This window comes from Faecalibacterium faecis, from assembly GCF_040096475.1.
In the GTDB taxonomy this organism is placed as follows: domain Bacteria; phylum Bacillota; class Clostridia; order Oscillospirales; family Ruminococcaceae; genus Faecalibacterium; species Faecalibacterium taiwanense.
The window spans coordinates 1-26,998 of record NZ_JBBMEP010000022.1 but is presented as its reverse complement, the minus strand read 5'-3'; the positions used below and the strand labels follow the sequence as shown (position 1 = coordinate 26,998).

At 58.5% G+C, this 26,998-nt stretch carries 22 protein-coding genes and 1 riboswitch; of the genes, 18 read left to right on the top strand and 4 right to left on the bottom strand.

The features are described 5' to 3' along the window. The first annotated feature begins 65 nt into the window (after window positions 1–65). Window positions 66–1,502: a MocR-like pyridoxine biosynthesis transcription factor PdxR gene (gene pdxR / locus WMO17_RS11020; protein ID WP_291015895.1), complete on the top strand. Its 1,437-nt coding sequence runs from the start codon at window positions 66–68 to the stop codon at window positions 1,500–1,502. Here pdxR and WMO17_RS11015 read toward each other — a convergent pair. Beyond that, a complete protein-coding gene (locus WMO17_RS11015) occupies window positions 1,409–2,323 on the bottom strand; it encodes a hypothetical protein (protein ID WP_097774157.1) in 915 nt (304 codons plus the stop codon). The two genes, pdxR and WMO17_RS11015, sit on opposite strands and share 94 nt — an antisense overlap. Window positions 2,324–2,399: 76 nt before the next feature. Between WMO17_RS11015 and WMO17_RS11010 the strand changes: the two genes are divergently transcribed. The 5 genes from WMO17_RS11010 to WMO17_RS10990 all read left to right on the top strand — a co-directional run bounded on the left by WMO17_RS11010 (window position 2,400) and on the right by WMO17_RS10990 (window position 8,997). Beyond that, window positions 2,400–2,582 carry a hypothetical protein gene (locus WMO17_RS11010; protein WP_044953367.1) on the top strand — a complete coding sequence of 61 codons (183 nt, stop codon included), beginning with the start codon at window positions 2,400–2,402 and terminating at the stop codon, window positions 2,580–2,582. A 198-nt stretch (window positions 2,583–2,780) separates the two neighbouring features. After that, window positions 2,781–2,882: riboswitch (glycine riboswitch) on the top strand. A 132-nt stretch (window positions 2,883–3,014) separates the two neighbouring features. Continuing rightward, window positions 3,015–4,532, top strand: coding sequence for an alanine/glycine:cation symporter family protein (locus WMO17_RS11005; protein WP_349138102.1), 1,518 nt, complete (start codon window positions 3,015–3,017; stop codon window positions 4,530–4,532). 99 nt (window positions 4,533–4,631) lie between these two features. Beyond that, complete coding sequence (locus WMO17_RS11000; protein ID WP_349138101.1) at window positions 4,632–5,339, top strand: FadR/GntR family transcriptional regulator; 708 nt, start codon at window positions 4,632–4,634, stop codon at window positions 5,337–5,339. 312 nt (window positions 5,340–5,651) lie between these two features. After that, window positions 5,652–7,433, top strand: coding sequence for a dihydroxy-acid dehydratase (gene ilvD / locus WMO17_RS10995; protein WP_435387701.1), 1,782 nt, complete (start codon window positions 5,652–5,654; stop codon window positions 7,431–7,433). Between the two features lie 208 nt (window positions 7,434–7,641). After that, window positions 7,642–8,997: a GntP family permease gene (locus tag WMO17_RS10990; protein ID WP_349138100.1), complete on the top strand. Its 1,356-nt coding sequence runs from the start codon at window positions 7,642–7,644 to the stop codon at window positions 8,995–8,997. Window positions 8,998–9,129: 132 nt separating this feature from the next. On the opposite strand, the gene WMO17_RS10985 is transcribed toward WMO17_RS10990, so the two are convergent. Beyond that, window positions 9,130–10,023: a LysR family transcriptional regulator gene (locus WMO17_RS10985; protein WP_005936828.1), complete on the bottom strand. Its 894-nt coding sequence runs from the start codon at window positions 10,021–10,023 to the stop codon at window positions 9,130–9,132. Between the two features lie 209 nt (window positions 10,024–10,232). On the opposite strand from WMO17_RS10985, the gene WMO17_RS10980 reads away from it, so the two are divergent. From WMO17_RS10980 to WMO17_RS10925, 12 genes are all read left to right on the top strand, one after another. Continuing rightward, on the top strand, window positions 10,233–11,453 hold the full coding sequence (locus WMO17_RS10980; RefSeq protein WP_349138098.1) for a dicarboxylate/amino acid:cation symporter: 1,221 nt from the start codon (window positions 10,233–10,235) through the stop codon (window positions 11,451–11,453). A 41-nt stretch (window positions 11,454–11,494) separates the two neighbouring features. Then, window positions 11,495–12,163, top strand: coding sequence for an L-serine ammonia-lyase, iron-sulfur-dependent subunit beta (sdaAB, locus tag WMO17_RS10975; RefSeq protein WP_005936832.1), 669 nt, complete (start codon window positions 11,495–11,497; stop codon window positions 12,161–12,163). A 13-nt stretch (window positions 12,164–12,176) separates the two neighbouring features. Then, window positions 12,177–13,058: an L-serine ammonia-lyase, iron-sulfur-dependent, subunit alpha gene (gene sdaAA, locus WMO17_RS10970; RefSeq protein ID WP_435387700.1), complete on the top strand. Its 882-nt coding sequence runs from the start codon at window positions 12,177–12,179 to the stop codon at window positions 13,056–13,058. Window positions 13,059–13,289: 231 nt separating this feature from the next. Next, a complete protein-coding gene (gene nagB, locus WMO17_RS10965; RefSeq protein WP_005936840.1) occupies window positions 13,290–14,018 on the top strand; it encodes a glucosamine-6-phosphate deaminase in 729 nt (242 codons plus the stop codon). A gap of 122 nt (window positions 14,019–14,140) precedes the next feature. After that, a complete protein-coding gene (locus tag WMO17_RS10960) occupies window positions 14,141–15,907 on the top strand; it encodes a tyrosine-protein phosphatase (protein ID WP_349138096.1) in 1,767 nt (588 codons plus the stop codon). A gap of 381 nt (window positions 15,908–16,288) precedes the next feature. After that, entirely contained in the window at window positions 16,289–17,863 is a 1,575-nt protein-coding gene (rny, locus tag WMO17_RS10955; protein WP_005936849.1) for a ribonuclease Y, read from the top strand. 112 nt (window positions 17,864–17,975) lie between these two features. Continuing rightward, entirely contained in the window at window positions 17,976–18,494 is a 519-nt protein-coding gene (locus WMO17_RS10950; RefSeq protein ID WP_097774148.1) for a hypothetical protein, read from the top strand. A gap of 430 nt (window positions 18,495–18,924) precedes the next feature. Beyond that, window positions 18,925–20,622, top strand: a complete 1,698-nt coding sequence (locus WMO17_RS10945; protein WP_349138094.1) for a peptide ABC transporter substrate-binding protein — start codon at window positions 18,925–18,927, stop codon at window positions 20,620–20,622. A 162-nt stretch (window positions 20,623–20,784) separates the two neighbouring features. Next, window positions 20,785–21,720, top strand: coding sequence for an ABC transporter permease (locus WMO17_RS10940; protein ID WP_005936865.1), 936 nt, complete (start codon window positions 20,785–20,787; stop codon window positions 21,718–21,720). Between the two features lies 1 nt (window position 21,721). Further along, window positions 21,722–22,825, top strand: coding sequence for an ABC transporter permease (locus WMO17_RS10935; RefSeq protein WP_005936868.1), 1,104 nt, complete (start codon window positions 21,722–21,724; stop codon window positions 22,823–22,825). 13 nt (window positions 22,826–22,838) lie between these two features. Continuing rightward, on the top strand, window positions 22,839–23,936 hold the full coding sequence (locus WMO17_RS10930) for an ABC transporter ATP-binding protein (protein ID WP_005936870.1): 1,098 nt from the start codon (window positions 22,839–22,841) through the stop codon (window positions 23,934–23,936). Beyond that, the gene (locus tag WMO17_RS10925) at window positions 23,937–24,869 is read left to right on the top strand and encodes an ABC transporter ATP-binding protein (protein WP_005936872.1); all 933 of its coding nucleotides are present in this window, start codon (window positions 23,937–23,939) and stop codon (window positions 24,867–24,869) included. It abuts the gene before it with no gap. A gap of 88 nt (window positions 24,870–24,957) precedes the next feature. Here WMO17_RS10925 and WMO17_RS10920 read toward each other — a convergent pair whose 3' ends face one another. Together WMO17_RS10920 and WMO17_RS10915 are read right to left on the bottom strand one after the other, a co-directional pair. Continuing rightward, the gene (locus WMO17_RS10920; protein ID WP_349138093.1) at window positions 24,958–25,932 is read right to left on the bottom strand and encodes a glycosyltransferase family 2 protein; all 975 of its coding nucleotides are present in this window, start codon (window positions 25,930–25,932) and stop codon (window positions 24,958–24,960) included. Between the two features lie 715 nt (window positions 25,933–26,647). Beyond that, a partial coding sequence (locus WMO17_RS10915; RefSeq protein WP_349138091.1) for a DUF6363 domain-containing protein occupies window positions 26,648–26,998 on the bottom strand: 351 nt, incomplete at its 5' end.

Here is a 26,998-nt window from a genome sequence, read left to right as displayed (position 1 = left end):
ATACCCAGAATAAAGTTTTTTAATGGGGTCAGTTTGATGCAATACCCAGACAGGAGGGATAATTTATGGTCCATCTGACCACGGCGCTGGATGCTTCTTCTGGCGTGCCGCTGTACGAACAGCTGTACCGCAGCCTTGCCGGAGAGATGCGAAGCGGCACCCTTGCGGCGGGCACCCGGATGCCCGGCAAGCGGCGGCTGGCGGCAGAGCTGTCCGTCTCGGTGAATACGGTGGATGCCGCCTATCAGATGCTGGCGGCGGAAGGGTATCTGGAATCGCGGGAGCGCAGCGGCTTTTATGTACAGGAATATCTGGCCCTGCCGTCCCGGCCTGCCGGCGGGCCGGAACAGCCCGCACCGCCAAAACCGGAACCGCCTGTGCTGCCGGTGCGGTACGACCTTTCCACCCGCGGGGTAGACCCGGAGCTGTTCCCGTTCCGCACATGGGCGCGGCTGCAAAAGGAGCTGCTCTATTCCTCGCCCCAGCTGCTCACCCACGGCGATGCGCAGGGCGACCCGGCCCTGCGGCAGGCGCTGGCGGAATATCTCTCTGAATACCGCGGTGTGCAGTGCGGGCCGCATCAGATCGTGGTGGGCGCGGGATTGGAATATCTGCTGGGCCTGCTGGCACCGCTGCTGCCCGGCCCTGCAGCGGTGGAAACGCCGGGCTACCCCCGTGCTTTGCAGGTGCTGCAGAACAACGGTGTGCACTGCTGCTGCCTACCGGTGGACGAGGACGGCCTTTCGGTGGAAGCACTGAACCGGTCGGATGCAGCGGTGTGCTACGTCACGCCCAGCCACCAGTTCCCCACAGGCGTTACCATGCCTGCGGGCCGCAGGGCCGAGCTTCTGCACTGGGCAGCCCGCAGGCCGGGCGGGCGGTATATTATAGAAGATGATTACGATTCGGAGTTCCGTTTTGATACCCGGCCTCTGCCCAGCCTGCAGGGCATGGCGGGTGCAGACGGCCCGGTGGTGTACCTCTCCACCTGCTCCCGCAGTCTGGCTCCCAGCATCCGTATCGCCTATATGGTGCTGCCGGAGCATCTTCTGCCTGTATGGCGGAAAAAATACCGCCTTTACTCCGGCACGGTGAGCCGGTTTGAGCAGCAGACGCTGGCCCGCTTTATCACCGAGGGCTACTTCACCCGGCATCTGGCCCGGGAACGTGTGGCCTACAAGGCCCGGCGGGACGCACTGGCGGCAGCGTTGAACACTGCCTTTGCTCCCGGCGAGCTGACCCTTGCGGGCCTGCACACCGGCCTGAACCTGCTGGCAAAGCTCAAAGACCCGCCGCCGGATGCTGCGCTGCGCTGCGCGGCGGAAGCCGAAGGCGTGCAGCTGAGCCTGCTGAGTGATTACGACCTGACCGGAGAAGCACCCTCAGCGGCGGGCACGCTGGTGCTGGGTTATGGCTCGCTGAAGGACGAGGCCTGCGCCTCGGTGGGCGAAACATTGAAAAAGGTCTGCATGGCAGCGCGGGAAGCATCCGTGACCGTGTAAGTGCCGCTGGCGGCATTCCACTGGCCGGGCAGGGCCTGCGCCGCCACAGCGGCGCTGTTGTTGGCAAGAAATTCCAGTGTGCGTTCCAAAGCGTCATAGTCCAGCGCGGTCAGGTCGGTGAGCAGGGCCGAACTGCTGGCACGCAAGGCATCCGGCAGGGTGGCGGGCAGCAGGTCCAGATCCTGCCGGAGAAACGCATCCCACACGGCAGCGCGGGCCGCTGCGGTACGTACTGGTGAAAAAGCTTCGTCGGCCTGCAACTGGCACAGGAATTCGTGCGCGTCCCCGGCGGAAATGCCCTGCACGGCCCGGCTGCGGCCATAGCGGGCAAGCTCTTCCTCGGTCAGTGCGCCGGTAAAGCCCACCCGCACCGGCCCGTACCGGCTGGCAATGCGCTCCAGCACATCGGGAGAAAAGGCCAGATACCTTGTGCCCTCCGGCAGGGCCAGCACCTGTGCCAGCGCTTCGCGGCAGCGGGCCGGGCCAGCGGCGGCATAGCAGCGGGCAAGGGATGTTTCTTCTTCTGCAAAAGGCACGGTGAGCACGGCAGGCACGCTGAGCAGATGCACGCAGTTCTGGCTGGCGTTCAGGTAGGCCAGCACAAAGCCGGGCTGTTCGCCGGAGACGCACAGCAGCACAGTGAGCTGGTCGGTGGTCTTGGGCAGCTGGATGGGCACACCGCTCTCGCTGCGGGCAGCCTGCCGCAGCTGGGTGCGCAGCTGCTGACGGGACAGCAGCACCGTGCCGCCCACCAGCGGCACCAGCACCAGCAGCGAAGCAAACAGTGCTGCCCAAAAGGGCTTCCAACCTCCACTGCGCATGGGATACACCGCCTTTCCTTTGCATAAAGCTTTGGCCTGCAGGCAAGACTTTATGCAGAAAAGGAGGCGTTTGCAGATGAAAAACAAAAAAGAGACTGCACCGACCACAGAGAAAGAACGGGAGAACTTCTGGCTGGAGATCGGCCCCGCCAGCGCCTATTACGGCACAGATTCTTATGAGACCGCGAAAGAAAACGGCGATGCCAGCCCGGATGGAAAAGCCCGGGGGTTTGAAGGCGCGGAGCCAAAAGAAAAGTAAAATAAATTTATGGCAGCGCTATGATGAGGGAGGACAAAAGTAATACCAAAACAAAATTCATCTGTCGGCATAACAGATGAAAAAGCAGCGTATGATATACAAAATGTCTTGCGCACAAGGACAGAATATGGTATAGTCTTTCTATCGCGCACAACTGTGCGCCAGAAGAACTGAAAAAGACGTGCACGGCGGAGAAAGACCGTGCACTCTGGAGAAGCCCGCTTGTAAAGTGGGTGCCGAAGGTGTAAGGCCGCAGGGAAAGCGGCTGTATCTCTCAGGCAAAAGGACAGAGCTATCGTCTTTGCGCAATGGGGCGCAGCCGGGAATGCGGCGCACCCCGGCGGCGGAAAATGAGAGCGCTCCGAATTTTTGCGGGCAGAGCCTTTGGTGGGTTCTGTCCGCTTTTGTTTTGTGTATAGGGGGAAAGAGAGAATGGTCGAGATGATCACGCAGGTGAACAATGCCATCAATGGCGTGGTGTGGGGGCCGTTTGGTCTGGCACTGCTGTTCTGCACCGGCTTCTGGATGAGCGCCCGCACGGGCTTTTTCCAGTTCCGCAAAATGGGCTACTGGCTCCGGCATACCATCGGCGCGATCTTCACCAACAAGGACATCACCGCGCACACCAGCAAGGAGGATATGGCCATCAGCCAGTTCCAGAGCATGTGCACGGCGCTGGCGGGCACCATCGGCACCGGCAACATCGTGGGTGTGGCAACGGCCATCGTTTCCGGTGGGCCGGGAGCCATCTTCTGGATGTGGGTCATGGCATTGCTTGGCATGATGACCAGCTTTTCGGAGAATGTGCTGGGCGTGTACTACCGCCGCAAAAACGAAAAAGGCGAGTGGTCGGGCGGTGCCATGTACTACCTCACCGATGGTCTTGGCGCAAAGAAGGGCTGCAAACAGCTGGGCAAGGTGCTGGCAGTGCTGTTTGCCTGTTTCTGCATTCTGGCTTCCTTCGGCATTGGCAACATGAGCCAGATCAATTCCATCGCGGGCAACATGAACGCTGCTTTTGGCGTACCGACCCTCGTCACCGGCCTGTGCCTGATGGTGGTCACGGCCCTTATCGTCATTGGCGGTTTGAAGCGCGTTGCCGCTGTTACCGAAAAGCTGGTGCCACTCATGGCCCTGTTCTACATTGCAGGCGCGCTCATCATCGTAGTGCTGCACGCGGGCAACATCCCAGCGGCATTTGCGGCTATTTTCAAGGGTGCTTTCAATCTGAACGCCGCCGGCGGCGGTGCGCTGGGCTACGGCATCAGCCAGACCATCACCTGGGGCTTCAAGCGCGGTGCCTTCTCCAACGAAGCCGGTCTCGGCTCTGCCGTCATGGTCAACTCCGCTTCCAACGTCAAGGAGCCGGTGCATCAGGGCATGTGGGGCGTGTTTGAGGTGTTTGCCGATACCATCGTGGTCTGCACGCTCACTGCTCTGGTCATCCTGACCACCGGCGTGGTAGACCTGCAGAGCGGCGCTGTACTGGCCGGTGTGCAGGACAACGCATTGGTGGGTCAGGCCTTCACCGCCGCATTTGGCAACTTTGGCCCCAAGTTCATTGCTGTTTCCATTCTGCTGTTTGCCTACTCCACTACGCTTGGCTGGAGCCACTACGGCACCAAGGCCGTGGAGTATCTCTTCGGCACCACAGGCAGCCGCATCTACAAGGTGGTCTTTGTGTGCATGACCGTGGTGGGTGCCACCATGAAGCTGGGCCTTGCGTGGGATCTTTCCGATACTTTCAACGGTCTGATGATGATCCCGAACCTGATCGGCGTGCTGGTGCTGTCCGGCACTGTGGTGGACATCACCCGCAACTACTTCGACCGCCGGGTGAAGGGCAAGGACATCGAACCCATGTGGTCGGCTTTCCTGGAGTACCAGAAGCAGGAGGAGGCCGAAGCCGCCGCAGAGGAAGCGGAGCTGGAAAAGGCCGCAAACGAATAAAATACCCAAAAGCAAGGGCTGTCTGTGAATGAGGACAGCCCTTGCTTTTGTCTGCTGCCCTGCCTTATAATAAATTAAAAAACAGGGGAGGGAACAACCATGAGCGAATTTTCCCATCTGAAAAACAAACTCCTTGCCGAACAGGTGGAGGACGAAATTTACCACTATATTCTGGATACCCCGCTGGAGCCGGGAGCCAAGCTGCCCAATGAATTTGAACTGGGCGAAAAGTTCGGCGTGGGCCGCAGCACGGTGCGCGAAGCCGTGAAGCTGCTTTCCAGCAAGGGCATCGTGGAGGTGCGGCGGGGCTCCGGCACCTATGTGGTCACGACCGCCAAGGGCCTTTCGGACCCGCTGAACCTGCGCAGCGTGCAGGACAAGAACGCACTGGCACTGGATCTTGTCAATGTGCGCCTGCTGCTGGAACCGGGCATGGCCGAGATGGCAGCGCTGAACGCTTCCGACGAGGACATCGAGCGCATCCAGCGCCTGTGCGACCGGGTGGAGAGCAAGATCCACAGCGGTGATCTGTACATTGAGGACGACATCGCATTCCATACCTGCATCGCAGAGAGCAGCAAGAACATGGTGGTGGAGCAGCTCATCCCCATTATTGATACGGCGGTCATGATGTTCGTGAACGTCACCCACAAAAAGCTGACGGAGGAGACCATCCTGACCCACCGCATGATCACCGAAGCCATTGCCCGGCATGACCCCATTGGCGCCCGGTCTGCCATGGTGATGCACCTGAACTTCAACCGCAACTGCATCCGAAAGCTTTACGACGGCGAATGGGAAAACTGACGCCGCCGCATTTTACGTTCCCGCACAGTGCAAGGTCTGTGCGGGAACTTTTTATGCTTGAAGTTGTCTGATGACTTTTTAAGACGAATGACACAGAAAAGTCGGAAAACTGGTTAGATTATATGATGTATCCAAGATTTCAGAGCAATATGCACGAAAAACTGGGCTGGTTATTGTTATAAAGTGGGTTCTGACTGCGACAACTTGCAAACGAGGCGGGATTCGATTAAAATAAATATGTAAGATGTCCGACAGTCAAAAGGACGATTTGCAAAGCAGAAAAAAGAGTATTTTGGAGGTACGATCATGGAACTGCGTTCTCAGGCAGTGCGTAAACTGGCACCGGAAAACGATCCGCTGAAGATCGGCATGGGCTGGAAGGTGGACGACCTTGCAAAGCCCCAGATCATGGTGGAGAGCACCTTTGGCGACAGCCACCCCGGCAGCGCCCATCTGGATCAGTTCGTGAAGGAGGCTGTACAGGCAGTCAACACCCACGGCGGCAAGGCTGCACGCTATTTTGCAACCGATATGTGCGACGGCATCGCACAGGGCCACGACGGCATCAACTACTCGCTGCCCCACCGTGACGCCATCGTGAATCTGGTGGAAGCTCAGGCCAACGCCACCGTGTACGACGGCGGCGTGTTCATCGCCAGCTGCGACAAGTCCATGCCCGCCATGCTGATGAGCATTGGCCGCCTGAAGGATATGAGCGCCATCGTGGTCACCGGCGGCGTGATGGAAGCCCACACCCTGCCCAAGAAGTACGTGGTCAACGACCCCGCCTGCGCCATCAACGACCTGCTGACACTGGAACAGATCGGCAAGTTCGACGCATGGGAAAAGACGGGCGTGATCCCCAACGAGCAGCTGGACTACTACAAGCACAATGCCTGCCCCAGCTGCGGTGCCTGCTCCTTTATGGGCACCGCTTCTACCATGCAGATCATGGCCGAGGCTCTGGGCCTGATGCTGCCCGGCACCGCCCTGATGCCGGCCACCGCCCCGGAGCTGAAGCAGGCCGCCTATGATGCCGGCGTTCAGGTGATGAAGCTGGTGGCCGAGGGCATCAAGGCCAAGGACATCGTCACCATGAAGAGCTTTGAAAACGCCATCATGGTGCACGCCGCCATCTCCGGCTCCACCAATGCCACCATGCATCTGCCCGCCATTGCACACGAGTTCGGCTTTGAGATCGATGCCGACACCTTTGACCGGATGCACCGCGGCGCACACTATCTGCTGAACATCCGTCCCTCCGGCGACTGGCCCGCACAGTACTTCTACTATGCAGGCGGCGTGCCCCGCGTGATGGAAGAGATCAAGTCCATGCTGCATCTGGACGTGATGACTGTCACCGGCAAGACGCTGGGCGAAAACCTGGAAGACCTGAAGAAGAACGGCTTCTACGAGCACTGCGACGAGATCCTGCAGGAAAAGACCAAGGGCCTGGGCATCAAAGTCACCCGCGAGGATATCATCCACAGCTTTGACAATGCCAAGGGCACCGACGGCAGCATCGCCATCCTGAAGGGCAATCTAGCCCCGGAAGGCAGTGTCATCAAGCACACCGCCTGCCCCAAGAACATGTTCCACGCCACCCTGCGCGCAAGGCCCTTTGACAGCGAGGAAGAGTGCATCAGTGCCGTTCTGAACAAGCAGGTCCAGCCCGGAGATGCTATCTTCATCCGTTACGAAGGCCCCCGCGGCAGCGGCATGCCCGAGATGTTCTACACCGGCGAGGCCATCTGCGCCGACCCGAAGCTGGCTTCCAGCGTGGCGCTCATCACCGACGGCCGCTTCTCCGGCGCAAGCCGCGGCCCGGTCATTGGCCATGTCAGCCCGGAGGCCGCTGTGGGCGGCCCCATCGCTCTGGTGGAAGAGGGCGATCTCATCCGCATCGATGTGCCGAACCGCCAGCTTGCCATCGTGGGCGTGAACGGTGAGGAAAAGACCCCCGAAGAGATGGAGGCCATCCTTGCCCAGCGCCGTGCCAACTGGAAGCCCAAGGCTCCCAAGTACACCAAGGGCCTGCTGAAGCTCTACTCTCAGCACGCTGTCAGCCCCATGAAGGGTGCATACATGGAGTAAAAACGCTTCGTTTGCGATAAAAACCAAAAACAAAAATTAACTGTTCAGCGTTGTTTTGCTGAACGGTCTGGATAAAGTTACGCCAAAAATAAAAAAGCGGATATTGCTTCGTCTATAAAAAACCATCGAAATCCGGTGTCCGTCTGCGGGGACGGCGCTGAAATAAGACCCAAAGCACACAAAACATCAAAAAATGGAGGAAACGTTTATGACAGCTGTTGCAACCCCGGACGCCGCACGGCTCGTGTTCGCCGCGGTGGCGGGACTGATCCTTTTGCTCATCCTTATCATCAAGTTCAAAGTCCACGCCATGATCTCCATCCTGATCGGTGCGGTGGGCATCGGCCTGATGGCCGGTATGCCCCTGTCTGACATCATCGGCTCGGTCAACGAAGGTATCGGCAACACCTTAAAGGGCATCGCTCTTCTGGTGGGCCTTGGCTCCATGTTCGGCGCCATTCTGGAAGAATCCGGCGGCGCACAGACGCTGGCCGTGACCATGGTGCGCAAGTTCGGCGACGAAAAAGCCGCATGGGCGCTGGGTATCACAGGTCTGGTGGTGGCCATGCCGGTGTTCTTTGATGCCGGTCTGATCATCCTGATCCCGCTGGCCTTCTCTCTGGCAAAGCGCACCAAGCGCTCGGTCCTGTACTATGTCATCCCTCTGCTGGCCGGTCTGGCTGTCGGCCACGCCTTCATTCCTCCCACGCCGGGCCCCGTTCTGGTGGCCAGCATGCTGGGCGTTGATCTGGGCTGGGTCATCCTCATCGGCATCTTCTGCGGCATCTTCGCCATGATCGCTGCCGGTCCCATCTGGGGCAGCATCTGCGGCAAAAAGTACATGGTTGAAGTCCCCGAGCACATTGCACAGCAGGCAGACATTGACGAGAGCAAGCTGCCCAAGTTTGGCACCATCGTGGGCATCATCCTGATCCCGCTGGTCCTCATCATTGCAAACTCTGTGGCAAAAGTGGTGCCCGCTCTGGCTGGCATCCAGCCCGTTCTGGCCTTCCTCGGCGAGCCCTTCATGGCGCTGCTGCTGGCTACCATCGCTGCTATGTATCTGCTGGGCACCCGTCACGGCTATAACAATGCCCAGCTGGAAAAGATCATGACCAAGTCTCTGGAGCCCACCGGTATGATCCTGCTGGTCACTGCCTGCGGCGGCGTGCTGCGCTATATGCTGCAGAACTCCGGTCTGGGCGATGTCATCGGCAACGCCGTGGCAAACGCCAGCCTGCCGCTGGTGCTGGTGGCCTTCATCGTGGCTGCTCTGGTGCGTATCTCGGTGGGTTCCGCTACCGTGGCTATGACCATGGCAGCCGGCATCATCTCCGCCATGCCCGGCCTCAGCGAGCTGAGTCCGCTGTACCTGGCCTGTGTCACCGCTGCCATCGCCGGCGGCTCCACCGTGTGCTCTCACTTCAACGACTCCGGCTTCTGGCTGGTGAAGAGCCTTGTGGGCATGGACGAAAAGACCACCCTCAAGACCTGGACCATCATGGAAACTCTGGTTGGCGGTGTGGGCTTCCTGGTAGCACTCATCATCTCCTTCTTTGCCTGATCATCCTCATCTGCGGGGCTGTGCCTGCACACAGTCTGCGCAATGCTTTGCAAATTCCTAGGATCTCCTCAGCACAGCAGACCCCCGGGCGGTTTACCGTCCGGGGGTCTGCTGCTTTCTGTATTATCTGTATTATAAAAGCGGAAGGTCCGGCCCGGAGGCCAGCTGGATGAAGGCGTCCATTTCCCGGGTGCAGCATTTATCCTTGTGGTAGAACATCTGGCGGTACATGGTCAGCCGGAAGTCTGACACCTCCAGAATGCGCAGATCTCCTCTGGACGCAGGCTCGGCCACAGCGAAGCGCGGCAGCAGGGAAATGCCGGAGGAACGCTCCAGCATCTTGATGATAAAGGAGGTATCGCTGATCTCAAGGCTGGGGGTCAGCTCGATCTGGCGGGAAGCCAGAAACCGGTCAAAGGTGCGGCGGTAGTTGGCGTTGCGTTCGGTGAGGAAGAAGGGCTTGTCCAGAAGCTCTGCCACCCGGTACGGGCCGGGGTGGCCGAGGTCGATGTCCGGGGAGGCCACGAACACCACCTCTTCCGGGATCTCGTTGCATTTGTGCCAGCTGTTGGAGTAGCGCGGCTCGTCCAGAATGCAGATGAGGTCCACCTCGCCGCGCTCCATCTTTTCGATCAGCTCTTCCGGGGAGCCGGTAGTGACCCGAAGGCTGACTTTGGGGTGTTCCACCCGGAACTGATGCATCAGGCCGGGCAGACGGAAAAAGCAGAGGGATTCCAGCGTGCCGATGTGCAGGCAGCCCTCCAGCTCGGCATCCTCGCTCAGGGCGCGGCGGGCGTTGTGGATGGTATCCAGAATGCTGTTGGCGTATTCCAGAAAGCACTGACCCTGTGCGGTCAGGATCACCCGCTTGCCCATGCGGTCGAACAGGCGCACACCCAGCTCTTCTTCCAGCGCTTTGATCTGTACGGTAACGGCAGACTGGGAATAGCCCAGACTTTCCGCTGCCTTGGAAAAGCTCTGGAACTGGGCGGCACGGATCAGGGTGTTCAACTGGCGCACTTCCATGGCAAAGCTCCCTTACTATTAAGATTTTTAAACCATAACTTTATTTTTATGAATTTGAATCATGCATATGTCTATGTTAAACTAAATGTGTCAACACGTCAAGTGAAAATTTGACGTTTCGTGAAAGGCTGGCCGTGCGGGCTGCGGCGGAGAGAGCGCTGTCAGGTGCTGCACAAAGGTCAGGATAGGAAAAGGAGGATTTTATTCTTATGGAAAAGAAAAAATTCAAGCTCGGACTGCTGCCGAAGCTGCTCATCGCCATCGTGCTGGGCATCATCATCGGCCAGTTCTTCCCGGTGTGGTTCTGCCGGGTCGTCGTCACGGCATCCAGCATCTTCAGCTCGTTCCTGAAGTTCGTCATCCCGCTGATGATCGTGGCCTACGTCACCATGGGCATTGCCGACCTGAAGAGCGGCGCAGGCAAGCTGCTGCTCATCACGGTGGCTCTGGCCTACGGCTCCACCCTGATCGCAGGCTCGGCATCCTATCTGGTGTCCGCAAACCTGTTCCCCAGCTTCATGAGCGAAGGCGCTCTGGAACAGATCGCCGCCACGGCTGACAACTCTCTGGCCAGCTACATCTCCATTTCCATCCCTCCGCTGCTGGACACCCTCTCTGCCGTGGTGCTGGCCTTTGTGCTGGGCCTGTGCCTGTCCACCTTGCGCGGCAAGACCATCGGTGATACACTTTACAACGGCATGAAGGACTTCTCCGGCATCATCGATCAGGTGCTGCACAGCGTCATCATCCCGCTGCTGCCCCTGTACGTCTGCGGCACCTTCATCGACATGACCAAGTCCGGCAAGACCTTTGCCATTCTGGGCATCCTGTGGAAGGTGTTCCTGGTGGTCATCATCATGCATCTGGTCTGCATCTTCCTGCAGTTCTGCGTTGCAGGCGCTGTGAGCCACAAGAGCCCCTTCAAGATGATCCGCAACCAGATCCCCGGCTACACCACCGCTCTGGGCACTCAGTCCTCTGCAGCCACCATCCCGGTCAACCTGCAGTGCGCTGCGGCTGACGGCGTGAGCGAGCAGATCCGCAACTTCGTGGTGCCTCTGTGCGCCAACATCCACATGGCAGGCTCCATGATCACCATTACCGCCTGCGCAACTGCCGTCTGCCTGATGAACCAGCTGCCCATCAGCCTTGCTACCGTGGTGCCCTTCATCATGACGCTGGGCGTTGCCATGGTGGCTTCTCCCGGTGCTCCCGGCGGCTCCATCATGACCGCTCTGCCCTTCCTGTACATGATCTTTGGCGCTGAGGCCGGTGACCCCAATGGCCCCATCTGCGCCATCATGGTGGCTCTGTACATCACTCAGGATTCCTTCGGCACTGCCTGCAACGTCTCCGGCGACAACGCCATCGGCGTGATCGTGGAGACCATCTACCAGAAGTTCATCAACAAGAGCAGCGCAAGCGTCTGATGCGCGGCGCGCGGTTTTTGACCTGACAGGAGTGACACCCCATGGCATTTATCAGTGTTTTTGATGTTCTGGGCCCGAACATGATCGGCCCTTCCAGCTCCCACACCGCAGGCGCAGAGATCATCGCCTTTCTGGCACAGAAGATGATCGCCCCGCCGCTGAAGCGGGCGGACTTTACCCTCTACGGCTCCTTTGCCAAAACCTACCACGGCCACGGTACCGACCGCGCCCTGCTGGGCGGCATCATGGGCTTTTCGGCCGATGATACCCGCATCCGGGATTCCTTTGCCATTGCCACCGACCGCGGCCTTGGCTACAGCTTCACCCCCAATGAGGTGGAGACCGACATCCACCCCAACACGGTGGATATCCGCATGGAGAATGCGGCCGGTCAGGTGATGACCGTGCGCGGTGAATCGCTTGGCGGCGGCAAGGTGCGCATTGTGCGGATCAACGGCGTGGAGGTGGACTTTACCGGCGAGTACAATGCCCTCATCGTGGTGCAGAAGGACAAGCCCGGCGTGGTGGCCCACATCACCAAGATCCTCAGCGACCGCAGCGTGAACATCGCGTTCATGCGTCTGTTCCGCGAGGAAAAGGGGCACACGGCTTACACCATCGTGGAGTCGGATGAGCGCCTGCCCGAGGGTGTGGATCAGCTGCTGCTGGCAAACCCGAACATCAACGATGTAATGGTCGTGCAGCCGTAAGGAGGGACGAGCGATGAACATGGATTTCAAGTCCGCCAAGGAGCTGCTGGACCTGTGTGAGGAAAACCAACTGCCCATTTCGGAAGTGATGCGCCAGCGGGAATGCCTGCTGGGCGAAGTGCCCCGGGATGCTGTGGACCACCGCATGGCAAAGGCATGGGAGATCATGCACGCTTCTGCCACCCAGCCGCTGAAAAAGCCCATCAAATCCATGGGCGGGCTCATTGGCGGCGAGGCCAAAAAGCTGGAAACACATTATAATAAGAAGAAAAACATCTGCGGCGACGTGCTGCAGAAGGCCATGACCTACGCCATGGCCGTGCTGGAAGTGAACGCTTCCATGGGCCTGATCGTGGCTGCACCCACCGCAGGCTCTGCAGGCGTGGTGCCGGGCATGATGCTGGCCCTGCAGGAGTGCTACCGCATCTCCGACCAGCGCATCGTGGATGCCCTGTTCAACGCCGGTGCCGTGGGCTATCTTGCCATGCGCAACGCCACCGTGGCCGGTGCCGTGGGCGGCTGTCAGGCCGAGGTGGGCATTGCGTCTGCCATGGCTGCTTCTGCCGCCGTGGAGCTGATGGGCGGCAACCCGCAGCAGTGTCTGGATGCAGCTTCCACCGTGCTGATGAACATGCTGGGCCTTGTGTGCGACCCCGTAGGCGGGCTGGTGGAGTACCCCTGCCAGAACCGCAACGCTGCCGGTGTGGCCAACGCCCTCATTGCAGCAGAACTGTCCCTGAGCGGCATCCGCCAGCTGATCCCCTTCGACCAGATGCTGGAGGCCATGTACGCCGTGGGCAAGCGCCTGCCCGCCGAGCTGCGCGAGACCGCCCTTGGCGGCTGTGCCGCCACCCCCGCCGCCTGTGCCGCCTGCGGCCTGTGCAGCGGGAACTGATCTTTCAACATGCAGCGCCGCCGGTGTGGAAACGCCCGGCGGCGTTTTTGCGCGTTCGTGACCGGAAATGCCGGCCCAAACGGCGGGGCTTTGCATCTTTTTGTGCAAACACACCGAAAAGATGGCCGGGATGACTGGCGCTTGTCTGCGAAATGTGATAAACTAAACGCAGAAGTGCTCTGCGCAGCCCGTGCAGAGCGGCAAAAAAGATGATAAGTGAGGTCGTTTGTAATGAAGATCATTCGTGCAAAAGATTATGCGGATATGTCCCGCAAGGCAGCCAATATCATTTCGGCACAGGTCATTATGAAGCCCAACTGCGTGCTGGGTCTGGCGACCGGCGGCACCCCCGTGGGCGCGTATGCACAGCTGGTGGACTGGTACAACAAGGGCGACATTGATTTTTCTGAGGTGACCACCGTCAATCTGGACGAGTACCGCGGCCTGCCCAAGGAGCACCCGGAAAGCTACTGGAGCTTCATGCACCGCAACCTGTTCGACAAGGTGAACATCGACCCTGCAAAGATCAACCTGCCGGACGGCACCAACCCCGATGCAGAGGATGCCTGCGCAAAGTACAACCAGATCATCCACGCTGTGGGCGGTATCGACCTGCAGCTGCTGGGCATCGGCCACGACGGCCACATCGGCTTCAACGAGCCGGGCGAAGCCTTTGAGCTGGAGACCCACTGTGTGAACCTGACCGCCGAGACCATTGAGGCAAACAAGCGCTTCTTTGACGGCAATGTGGATCTGGTGCCCAAGCAGGCTTATACCATGGGCATCAAGACTATCATGCAGGCACGCAAGGTGCTCATGGTGGCAAACGGCGCAGGCAAGGCCGAGATCGTCAAGAAGGCATTCTTCGGCCCCGTCACTCCGGAGGTGCCCGCAAGCATCCTGCAGATGCATCCGGACTTCACGCTGGTGGGCGACGAGGAAGCTCTGAGCCTGATCTGATCGTTCCGCGCTCTGACTGCCGCACGGTGCAATGCCGTGCGGCAGTTTTTTGCTGCCAACGGCTTTACAATCGCGTAAAAAGGCGGTATTCTTTATACGATACTTTTCTCAGGGAGGAAACCATGGATATCCGCCAGCTGCACTACTTTCTGGTATTGTGCGATGAAATGAATTACAGCCGCGCGGCACAGCGGCTGTTTTTGTCACGGCAGGCACTGCGGCAGAGCATCTCTGCGCTGGAAGCCGAGCTGTGCGGGCCGCTGTTCCTCAGCGCCCACCACAAGCTCACCCTTACCGACCGCGGCATGAGCCTGCAGCGCCATGCCGCGCCGGTAGTGGAACAGTTCCAGCAGATGCAGGCATCCCTGCGGGCCGAGATCCAGTCGGCGCAGCCGGTGCGCATCGGCATCAGCGTGTCGCTGGTGCCGGACTACCTGCCCGGATTGGAGACCCAGCTGGACAAGTTCCGCCAGCAGTATCCCCATGTGGAGATGCGCTTCCGCATGATGGACAACGATGCGGTGGCGGACGATGTGGAGCAGGGGGAGCTGGACGCGGGTCTGGTCATCGATCTGGGCTGTGCTGCGCCGGTACTGGCCCGCACCACCCTGCGGGCAGACCCTGCCTGCCTGCTGGTGCCCCGGGGGCACGCGTTCTGGGATAAGGAGAGCATCCCGCTGGCAGAGCTGCGCGGTCAGCGGGTGCTGCTGCCCAGCTTGCGGCAGGATCTGTTCAGCCCGCTGTGGTCGGCCTGCGCCCGGTTGGGCTTTGCGCCGAATGCGGAGATCGGCCCCAGCTTTTATCAGGCCTATTATCTTGTGCAGGAGCAGCTTTGCACCTGTCTGACCCGCTATGAACCGGGAGCCAGACGGGAACTGGACCGTGTGCGGGATGTGCTGCTGGAAGATCTGCCCCCGCTGTGCGTCTCACTGGTGCAGCGGCGGGATCATTCCTCTGCCTACATCGACCTGCTGCGCAGCTACCTGATGGAGGTGCTGGGCGGTTCGGCCAGCCTGCCGCCCCGCCGCGGACGGCCCGCAAAGCCGTTCTACAATTTCCCGGTGCTGTCCAGCGCTGCGGCAAAGGCTGCACCGGCCCACCCGGTGCCCGGCACCCAGCTGGATTTTGCCGGCGGCACCAACTTCCGGGAGCTGGGCGGTTACGAAGCCGACGAGGGCAAGCATATCAAGTGGGGCCAGATCTGGCGCGGCATCCCTACCTGCAAGCTCACCGGTGAAGCCGACCGCGCGAAGCTGGACGCGCTGGGCCTGCGCCTGATCCTTGATCTGCGCAGCAGCGGGGAAGAGCAGAAAGAACCGGACTACGTACCGGACGGTGCACGTCTGGTGCAGATCTGCGGCCTGTGCGCCGAGGACGGCCACGAGATCTCCTTTGCGCCGGATGATATCGCCGCCCTGATGAAGGGCTATGAAGAAAGCGCCGACGGCAGCACCTTCGTGCAGGCTATGTACGAGCGGATGCTGTTTGGCAACAAGGCGTTCAAGGAGCTGTTCCGTGCGCTGGAAGCAGGCGAGACCCCCATCCTGTTCCACTGCTCGGCCGGCAAGGACCGCACCGGCGTGGCGGCCATGCTCATTCTGCTGGCACTGGGCGCTTCGGATGAGACGATCTGTGCGGACTATGAGCGCACGAACCTCTGCCGCAAGGCTGAGATCGACGCAGTGCTGGCGGAGCACGCCGAAGAGATCGCGGCAAACCCGGCCTGCCGGATGCGCTATTACCGCAAGGCGGGCGTGGACCCGGCAGCCGCACCCTTTGTGCTGCGCACCATCCGCGCAAAATACGGCAGCGCCGAGAACTATCTGGAAGCCGAATACGGCCTGACCCCTGCGCGCCTGATGCGGCTGCGCAGGATGTATCTGGAATAAACGGGAACGGGGACGGCATCCGGTGTGGATACTGTCCCTGTTTTCTGCACAAAATGTTCTGCGAGGCAGGGTTTTCCTCTTGACAAGCGGGCAATTGTTTCGTACTATAAATAGTAGTATGGAATAAAAGACGCTGTGTGCAGGTCGTTCCCGTGACCCGTGTCCCTTACAGGCAGAGCCTGCCTGTTTTTATATAAGATAGAACTGTAGATAGAAAAGCTTGCAGCCTGTTCGTGCGGCATTGGCCGCGCGTGTGGTCTTGTTGCCACTTTTTGCATTGAAAGCTCACTTATAAAAAATGTTTGCAGCCTACACCTGCCCTACAGCGTCTCCTGCTTATGATTCAGAATTTTGAATTTTAACAAAGGAGAGTGAAATGCGATGTCCACGATCATCTGGATCGTGATCTTGATCGTCGCGCTTGCTGCGGGCATCGGTGCAGGCTATTTTATTGGTTACAACAACCGTAAAAAGACCGCCGAAGCTCAGATCGGCAGCGCGGAAGCCGAGGCCACCCGTCTGGTGAACGAAGCGATCAAGACCGCAGAACAGAAACGCAAGGAAGCGGTTCTGGAAGCAAAGGACGAGGCCTTCAAGCTGAAGGCCGAGGTGGATGCCCAGAAGGCAGAAGCCGATAAGGAGATCAAACAGCGCCGTGCGGAGATCAGCCGTCAGGAGAACCGCATCGACCAGAAGGAAACCGCCCTCGACCGCAAGACCGAGGTACTGGAAAAGAAGGAAGAGGAGCTGAAAAAGCGCGCCGCTGAGGCCGAGGAGCGTCTGGCCGAGATCGACGCTCTGCGCGCCAAGGAGATGGAGCGGCTGGAAACGCTGGCCGGTCTGAGTCAGGAGGACGCCCGCGAGGTGCTGCTGCACAAGGTGGACGAGGAGCTGACCCACGAAAAGGCCGTGCGCGTTGCCGCCTATGAGACCGACCTGAAGGAGAACTGCGACAACATCGCACGCAACCTGATCGGTCAGGCCGTCAGCCGCTGCGCTGCCGACCACTGCAGCGAGACCACCGTCAGCGTGGTGCCGCTGCCCAGCGATGAAATGAAGGGCCGCATCATCGGCCGCGAGGGCCGCAACATCCGCGCTCTGGAGACCGCGACCGGTGTGGACCTGATCATCGACGATACCCCGGAGGCCATCACCCTGTCCTCCTTCGACCAGACCCGCCGCGAGGTGGCCCGCATGACGCTGGAACGCCTGATCGGCGATGGCCGCATCCACCCCGCCCGCATCGAGGAGACGGTGGAAAAGTGCCGCCACGAGCTGGAGCTGCAGATGAAGCGCGAGGGCGAGCGTGCCGTGATGGAGCTGGGCATCCATGGCCTGCACCCGGACCTCATCAAGCTGATCGGCCGACTGAAGTACCGCACCAGCTTTGGCCAGAACGCCCTGACCCACAGCATGGAGGTGGCATGGGTGGCCGGTCTGCTGGCAGGCGAGATGGGTGTGAATGTGACCATGGCACGCCGTGCCGGTCTGCTGCATGATATCGGCAAGGCACTGGATCATGAGATCGAGGGCAGCCATGTGCAGATCGGTGTGGATATCTGCCGCAAGTACAAGGAAAATACCCAGATCATCCATGCCATCGAGGCCCACCACGGCGACGTGGAACCCAAGACCCCGCTGGCCTTCATCATTCAGGCTGCCGACGCCATCAGCGCTGCACGCCCGGGTGCCCGCCGCGAGAATGTGGAAAGCTACGTCAAGCGTCTGGAAAATCTGGAGGAGATCTCTTCCAGCTTTGAGGGCGTGGAGCAGGCCTTTGCCGTGCAGGCAGGCCGCGAAGTGCGCATCATGGTCAAGCCCGATGTCATCAGCGATGATCAGGTGATCCTGCTGGCACGCTCCATTGCCAAGAAGATCGAGGACACGCTGGATTACCCCGGCCAGATCAAGGTCAATGTGATCCGCGAGAGCCGCGCTGTGGAGTACGCAAAATAAAGTTTTGCCCAAAAAGCTGCCGTGCAGATGCACAGCAGCTTTTTTCTGCTTGTAATCCGGCAGCAAAAAAGGTATCATGGAGAAAAACAGACCGAAAGGGGAGAACCACTATATGAAACATGCAAGAAAATGGCTGGCTTGCCTGCTGGCGGGTGCACTGGCACTGGCGGTGCTGGCCGGATGCAGTGCACTGATGGGCGGCACGGTGCAGAAGGATACAGAACAGGCCAAGGCCCTGATGAAAGAGGTAGACCCCAGCCTGACCTATAATACCGATCTGGAAGATGCAGCCAGCCGTTTGGCAGACTGGCTGGTGGAGGACTCCACCCAGCTGACCACCCAGTCCGGCCTGCTGACACGCAAGGTGCCCATGACCACCGGCTCCGGTGCCATGCTGGATACGAATGTGTACGATTTTATCGATCATTCCACCAGCTTTCTGTTCCTGCCCAGAGGCGTGGTGATCGGCCTTGCAATGAACAACGAATGGGGCTTTACCGGCTACCTGTATGCTCCGCCGCTGAGCGAGGCGGGCAGCGCACTGCGCAGCTATGCGGCAGGCTGCACACGGATGGGCGCGGTGTTCATTGAATACGGCGGCGAGACTTACGTAGTGGCTATGTTTGCCTAAAAACCGAAAAAACGGTGTTTCCCTGCTGAGAACGGTGCGTTTTCAGCAGGGATTTTTTGTGTCTGGTATGTGCACAAAAAACAGGTTGAAAGTACGACTTATGCACAAAAAATGAAAATACGCAGGTGAAATCTCTTCATCTGTTTCCCCGAAAAACACAAAAAACTCATGTTTTCACGAAACTGTATTTTGTGCAACTACAGTATATCTTCAAAACTGCACAAAAACAAAAACAAAATTTTTGCTGACCATTGGTCAAAGCACAGAAAAACAGCCGGAAGCCTTTCCTTTTCAGGCGGAACAGCGTATAATGCGGATATCGCACAAAGGTGTGCAGTGCTCCAGAGGAGGAGCAAAAAACCTTTGTGCATTTTTCACCATTCAATGCTTTACCTCAATAAAGCATTGAGGTAAGAGAGAGGGAAAAAATATGAAATTCGATCGTCGTATTTCTCGCCGCAGCTTCCTGGCTGCTGCAGGCGTATCGGCTGCTGCACTGGCTCTGACTGCCTGCGGCGGCTCTTCCAGCACCGCTGCTTCCGGCTCCACCGCTGCTTCTGGTGCAGCCGCCTCTGCTGAGGGCGGTGTGCTGAACGTCATGCTGGAGACCGAAGTCCAGTCTCTGGACCCCCAGCTGGCTACCGACGGCACCTCCTTTGAGGTCATCGCCAACTACACCGACGGCCTGATGCAGATGGATGCGAACGGTGCAGCCGTGGAGGCTCTGGCAGAGAGCTATGAGCTGAGCGAGGACGGCAAGACCTACACCTTCCACCTGAAGGATGCAAAGTGGTCCAATGGCGATGCCGTTACCGCAGCAGACTTCGTGTTTGGCTGGCAGCGTGCTGTTGACCCCGCAAACGCTTCCGAGTATGCCTACATGCTGAGCGATATCGGTCAGGTGGTCAACGCCGCCGAGATCATTGCAGGCGACAAGCCCGTCACCGATCTGGGCATCACCGCAGTGGACGACAAGACCCTGAAGGTGGAGCTGAACGTTCCGGTCAGCTACTTCCTGAGCCTGATGTACTTCCCCACCTTCTACCCCATGAACCAGAAGTTCTTTGAGAGCTGCGGCGATACCTACGGCACCAGCGCAGACACCGTGCTGTCCAACGGTGCATTCGTGCTGACCAGCTATGAGCCGGCCGCCACCGCTTTTGAGCTGGTGAAGAACGCCGACTACTACGATGCTGACCGCATTGCGCTGGACGGCCTGAACTATCAGGTCATCAAGGACAGCCAGCAGGCTCTGATGAGCTATCAGAACGGCGATCTGGATATCACCCTGCTGAACGGCGAGCAGGTCGAGCAGGTCAAGGACGACCCCGAGTTCACCAGCGTGGGCGCCGGCTACTTGTGGTACATCAGCCCCAACATGGACGCTGTGCCGGAGCTGGCAAACCTGAACCTGCGCCGTGCCATCACCTTTGCACTGGATCGTGATTCCATCACCAATGACGTGCTGAAGGACGGCTCTTCTCCCGCCTACACCGCAGTGCCCGCACAGTTCGCCACCGGCCCGGATGGCAGCGATTTCAGCGCCGACCAGACCAAGTTTGCAGAGTTCTGCGCATACGATCCCGACAAGGCTGCAGAGTACTACGAGCAGGCCAAGGCTGAGCTGGGCAAGGATTCCTTCTCCTTCACCATGGTCGTCGATGCCGACGATGCTCCTCAGAAGGTCGCTCAGGTCGTTCAGGAGCAGCTGCAGACCACTCTGCCCGGCTTTACTCTGGAGCTGAAGGTGGAGCCCAAGAAGCAGCGCGTGCAGGATATGCAGGACGGCAACTTTGAGATCGGCCTGACCCGCTGGGGCCCCGACTACGCCGATCCCATGACCTATCTGGGCATGTGGGTCACCGGCAACTCCAACAACTACGGTCTGTGGAGCGATGCTGACTACGATGCCGTCATCGCAGAGTGCACCACCGGCGGTCTGTGCACCGATCCCGAGGGCCGCTGGGAAGCCATGTATGACGCTGAGTCCATCGTGCTGGAGCAGGCCGCCATCTTCCCGCTGTATGGTCAGTGCAACGCCGAGATGATCTCTTCTGCCGTGACCGGCGTGGACTTCCACCCGGTTGCTCTGAACCGCGTCTTCAAGGACGCAAAGAAGAGCGTCTGATCCTGATCGAGAACTGAAATGCCGCACAGTGGCAGCGTGATTGCCGCTGTGCGACTTTTTGGCTTTTGCACTGTCCGCGTCCGGCGCACGGATGACCGCGGCAGAAAAAGCCGCCCTGTCTTGAGCAGGGAGAAGAAGAAACTTTAAGGGGGTCTACCCAACGTGAAAAAATACACGCTCAAGCGTATCATCACTTCGTTGTTTACGCTGCTGGCCATCCTGCTGGTGTTGTTCATCCTCATGCAGCTGATGCCCGGTTCGCCCTTCAACGATGAAAAGCTGACGCCGGAAATGCGCGCATCCCTGTACGCAAAGTACGGTCTGGATCAGCCCATCTATGTACAGTTCTTCCGCTATGTGACCAACATGCTGCGCGGTGACTTCGGCGTCAGCTACAATATCTCCAAGAACACGCCCATCTCCCAGCTGATCCAGTCTCGTCTGCCCATTTCCATCCGTGTGGGCGGCATGGCTGTTACACTGGGTGCCATCGTGGGCCTTGTGCTCGGCATCATTGCAGCCCTCAAGCGGGACACCATCTTCGACACTCTGGCCACCATCATCTCGGTCATCGGCGTGTCGGTGCCGTCTTACGTGATCGCACTGGCCCTGAGCTATACCTTTGGCTTCAAGCTCAAGTGGTTCCCCATGCTGTTCTCCGCAAAGGACGTGTTCGGCTCCAGTGTGCTGCCCAGCATCTCGCTGTCCATGTTCACCATGGCTTCCATTGCCCGCTTTACCCGCAGTGAAATGATCGAGGTTCTGGACTCCGATTATATGCTGCTGGCCGAGAGCAAGGGCATTTCCGGCCCGGCGCTGATCTTCCGCCACGCGCTGCGCAACGCGCTGATCCCCATTATCACCGTGCTGGCCCCGCTGATCGTGGACCTGATGACCGGCTCGCTGGTGGTGGAGAAGATCTTCGCCATTCCCGGTGTGGGCAGCCTGCTGGTGACGGCCATCCAGTCCAACGACTACAATGTGGTCATCAGCCTGAGCTTCATCTACAGTGCCATGTACATTGGCATCATGCTGGTCGTTGACCTGCTGTACGGCATCATCGACCCGCGCATCCGCTTGGCAAAGGGGGACGACTGATATGGCAGAAAAAGCGATTCGCCTGGGCGGCGAAGCCACGGCTGATGCCATCGTCAGCGCAGTGGATACCATGTATTCCGAGCACACCTTCAACGAGAAGGACTTTGTGCTCAAGCATAACGACGCAGAGATCGCAATGGACTCGAACTTTGCCGCACAGAGCTTCTGGAAGGATGTGCGGGTGCGCTTCTTCCGCAAAAAGAGCGCGGTGCTCGGCCTGATCCTCGTTGTCTTTATCGTGCTGCTGGCGGCATTTGGCCCCGGCATGAACGAGTATACCTACTCCGGTCAGGAGCTGAGCCAGAAAAACTTTGCGCCCCGCGTGCAGGTGCTGGAAAACTTCGGCATCTTCAACGGTGACGAGAAAATGAGCACCACCACCGGTTCCAAGACAGTGAATGCCTATGTGGAAAAGGGCAAGGAGGATGTCTACTACTGGTTCGGCAGCGACACCTATGGCCGCGATATCTGGACCCGTACCTGGGAGGGTGCCCGCGTGTCCCTGATCATCGCGGTTGCCGCCGCCATCATCGATATGGTCATCGGCATGAGCTACGGCCTGATCTCCGGCTACTTTGGCGGCAAGGTGGATATGATGATGCAGCGTTTCCTGGAAGTTGCCAACGGCATCCCCCGTCTGGTGATCGTCACGCTGCTTCTGCTGGTGCTCAAGCCCGGCATGATCACCATTATCTTTGCCCTGATGCTCACCGAGTGGGTGGGCATGAGCCGCATTGCCCGCGCTGAGATGCTCAAGCTGAAGGATCAGGAGTTCGTGCTGGCCTCCCGTACGCTGGGCGCAGGCAGCTTCTTCATCATCTTCAAGGAAGTGCTGCCCAACATCATCGGACCCATCATCACGCAGGTCATGTTCAGCATCCCCACCGCAATTTTCACCGAGGCATTCCTGTCCTTTGTGGGTCTGGGCATCCCGGTGCCGCAGTGCTCGCTGGGTTCTCTGATCAGCGAGCTGTACAACAGCTTCACCACCCATCCTTATCAGATCATCCCGCCGATGGTGGTCATGAGCCTGCTGATGATGAGCTTCAACCTCGTGGCCGACGGCCTGCGCGAGGCGCTGGACCCCAAGATGAAGAGTATGTAAGGAGGAACACCCCATGCCTGAAAAGAAAAAAGAACAGGTCTTGTCGGTGCGAGACCTTGATATCACCTTTAAGACCACCGCAGGCCCGGTGCACGCCATCCGCGGCGTGAACATCGACCTGTACAAGGGCGAAACAGTGGCGCTGGTGGGCGAATCCGGCTCCGGCAAGTCCGTTACCATGAAAGCCGCCATGGGCATTCTGGCACAGAACGCCATTGTGAACAGCGGCTCCATCCAGTTCAGCTACCATCACGCTGATGGCAGCCCCGAGACGGTGGATCTGCTGCAGAAGGACAAAAAGTGGATCCGCCGCCACATCAACGGCAAGCGCATCGCCATGGTGTTCCAGGACCCCATGACCAGCCTTGACCCCACCATGCCCATCGGCAAGCAGATCATGGAGGGCATGCTGTGGCACTACAAGATGCCCAAGGATGCCGCCTACAAAAAGGCTGTGCAGCTGCTGGAAGAGGTGGGCATCACCGATGCCGAAAAGCGCATGAAGAGCTACCCGCACCAGCTGTCCGGCGGTATGCGCCAGCGCGTGGTCATTGCCATTGCACTGGCCTGCGACCCCGACCTGCTGATCTGTGACGAGCCCACCACGGCACTGGATGTGACCATTCAGGCCAAAATTCTGGAGCTGATCCGCAGCATCCAGCGTGAGCGCGGCATCTCTGTCATTTACATCACCCACGATCTGGGCGTTGTGGCAAAGGTGGCCGATTATGTGGACGTGATGTACGCAGGCAAAATCGTGGAGACCGGCACCATCGACGAGATCTTCTACGAGCCGCGCCACCCCTACACATGGGGCCTGCTTTCCGCCATGCCCGATCTGGACACCGCAGACGACCGTCTGTACACCATTCCGGGTTCGCCGCCGAACCTGCTGCATGAGAAGCAGGGCGATGCCTTTGCACCGCGCAACCACTTTGCCCTGAACATCGACGACGAAGTGGACCCGCCCATGTTCAAGATCAGCGACACCCACTATGCAGCTACATGGCTGCTGGACCCCCGCGCACCCAAGGTGGACATGCCGCCTGAGCTTGCTCAGCGCATCGCCCGCATGCGTGCCGAGGCAGAAAAGATCAAGGAGGCGGAATAAATGGCAGGACAGAATGCTGCTCCGCTGCTGAAGGTCGAGGGCCTGAAGCAGTATTTCCGCGTGAGCAAGAGCTATACCGTCAAGGCTGTGGACAATGTCAGCTTTGAGATCTATCCCGGCGAGACCTATGGTCTGGTGGGCGAGTCCGGTTCCGGCAAGTCCACCATCGGCCGCAGCGTCATCCGCCTGTATGACCCCACTGCCGGCAAGATCACCTTTGATGGGCATGATATCAGCGGCAGGCTGAGCCGCGTGCAGAACGATACGCTGCGCACCCAGATGCAGATGATCTTTCAGGACCCCATGGCGTCCCTGAACCCCCGCAAAAAGGTGGAGGATATCATCGGCGAGGGTCTGGACATCCACCACATGTACAAGACCCGCGAAGAGCGCCGCGAAAAGGTGGAGAAAATTCTGGCCAAGGTGGGCCTTGCGCCCGAACATGCCGAGCGCTATCCTCACCAGTTCTCTGGCGGCCAGCGCCAGCGCGTGGGCATTGCCCGCGCCCTCATCATGAACCCCAAGCTCATCATCGCAGATGAGTGCATCTCGGCGCTGGACGTGTCCATTCAGGCGCAGGTGGTCAACCTGATGAAGGATATCCAGCAGGAGACCGGCACGGCCTACCTGTTCATTGCGCATGACCTTTCCATGGTCAAGTACATCTCGGACCGCATCGGAGTGCTGCATCTGGGCCACCTGCTGGAGACGGGTACGACCGAAGAGATCTTCGAGAATCCCATCCACCCCTACACCCGCAGCCTGCTGTCGGCCATCCCGCTGCCGAACCCCGTTGTGGAGAAGCGCCGCGTGGCTGAGACCTACGACTACGCCACTTCCGGCATCGATTACAACAAGGGCACCGATCACCATGTGAGCGGCAGCCACTATGTCAAGTGCACCGACGAAGAGTTTGCAAAATGGTGTAAATGATAGTAAACAAAGAAGGAGCGTTCCCGCGTGGAAACGCTCCTTCTTTGTTTTATTATAATTACGCAGAAAGGAATGGAATGCAGGAGGTTCAGCAGTTATCGTAGCGGGCAAGGTTGCGGTTGCGGCGTTCGATAAAGTAGTACAGGGCTTTGCTCCGGCTGAAAAAGGCAAAGCGCATTTTATTGTAGAAGGACAAAATGGAACGGCTCTTTTGGTAGGCATGGCGGATGAGCTGATCCGATTCAGGGTCTAAGGCAGAACGATAGAGGATCGGGTAATCATTCAGGGCCATATCCACAAAATAGGCATCGTTTTCCAGCATGCCGGGGTACCGCTTTTCAAGAAACAGATAACGCTCTGTGACCATCGCAAGCCTGTCCTGAAAGAACTTTATACAGTCTGTATGGAGAGTGCTGCCATCGCGCTGATAATAGTAATACAGGGGTTCGTCCGAGTACACGATCTGCCCTGCGTCGAACAGGATCTTGTATGCAATGCCAAGATCTTCCATAACGCGACCGACCGGAAACCGGATGGTGTCAAACAGTTCCCGTTTGCATAATTTATTCCATGCATAACATGCGTAGGTATCCTCCGTAAAAAGCTCCCGGATGGCATCAGCACCTTGAAAGAGCGTAACGTTTCGGGAAGAAAGCGGAGCAGGGACCTCCGGCGCGTCAGCATAGACGAGTTTCCAATGGACGGCAGAAATATCGGTGTGGTACTCATGGAGCAGATCATAAAGGGTCTCGATGAAATTTTCTGCAATGTAATCATCGCTGTCAACAAAGGAGATGTACGCACCGGATGCCGCATCCAGTCCCACATTCCGGGCATCGGATTGGCCGCCGTTTTTCTTATGGATGACCCTGATGCGTGCGTCCCGCTGTGCCCATGCATCACAGAGTGCAGGGCAGTTATCGGGAGAACCATCATCGACCAGGATCACCTCAAGGTTCGGATATGTCTGGGCCAGAATGCTGGCGACACACCGGTCCAGATAGGGCTCTACTTTATATACCGGAACAATGACGGACACGAGTTCGTTATTTGTATTCTGCATGATATCCTCCTCCAAGCTGGTTTAATCATATCATGGGAGCAGGGATTCCGCAATGAGAACTTTATAAGTTTTGGGTTCAAGTCCTGGCGGCCCTCAGAACGGCATCCGACACCATTTGACATTCCTATGCGCTGGGACCCGCAGGCTAAGTAAAGCCCCACCGGGGCTTTACTTGCGTCGCTTCGCGTCGCCGCCTTGTTCAAGTCCTGACTGGCAACAAAAAAGAGCACCCCGATGGGTGCTCTTTTTTGTTATGGGCCAGCCAGGACTTGAACCCGGGACCAAGCGGTTATGAGAACGTCGCTAATTTTGAAATCCCGTTTTTCTTGTGAAATTTTATGGCTATTTGATAATTCCATAAAAGTGCCTTTGTGTACTTTGACGTAACTTTTGGTATCTTTTTGTCTCTAAAACGGCTCTTTGTAGGTGAAACGGTAGGTGAAAATTTTCACCTACGAAACTCGACACTTACTGTTACCATTTTGGCTTTACATGGCTCACTTTCTAAAATTGAAGGTGAGCTTTTTCTTTTGCAGAAATCGGGAAGGAGGTTTTCTACTCCTCTGCTGCGGACCCCCTCTATCTGTCCGCAGCAGAACAACAAAATGCAAAAAGCCCAGAGCGATACCGCTCCAGGCTCCTTTGTCTGTATGTACATATCATATGTATAATGTCCGGGGCGGATATTGTCAAGGGAAGTGAACGGGTTTCATCTCTAGGTGCCCACCGATTCATCTTGTTTGGTGTTTTGCATCCACCGCACCAGCGCTTCGGCGTCCTGTTTGCCTTTGGCGTACATTTTTTCAAGGCTGGCGCGGTTCTTGGTCAGGGTGGACATTCCCTCGGTGCTGTCCGGAGCGATGATGCAGACAAGGCCCTGTCGCTCCAGCTCCCGCGCCCGCTGGACAGCCGTGTTGTACCGCCATGCCCGGCGGCGCAGCCCCTCGGCTGCAGCGGGGTAATGCGACTGCAGCAGGTGTGCCAGATGCTTGTCCCGGGCATCACTACTCACCAGCCCGATGGGCTTGGTCAGGATGAGAGCCACCCGGTCGCAGCCGTGGGCAAA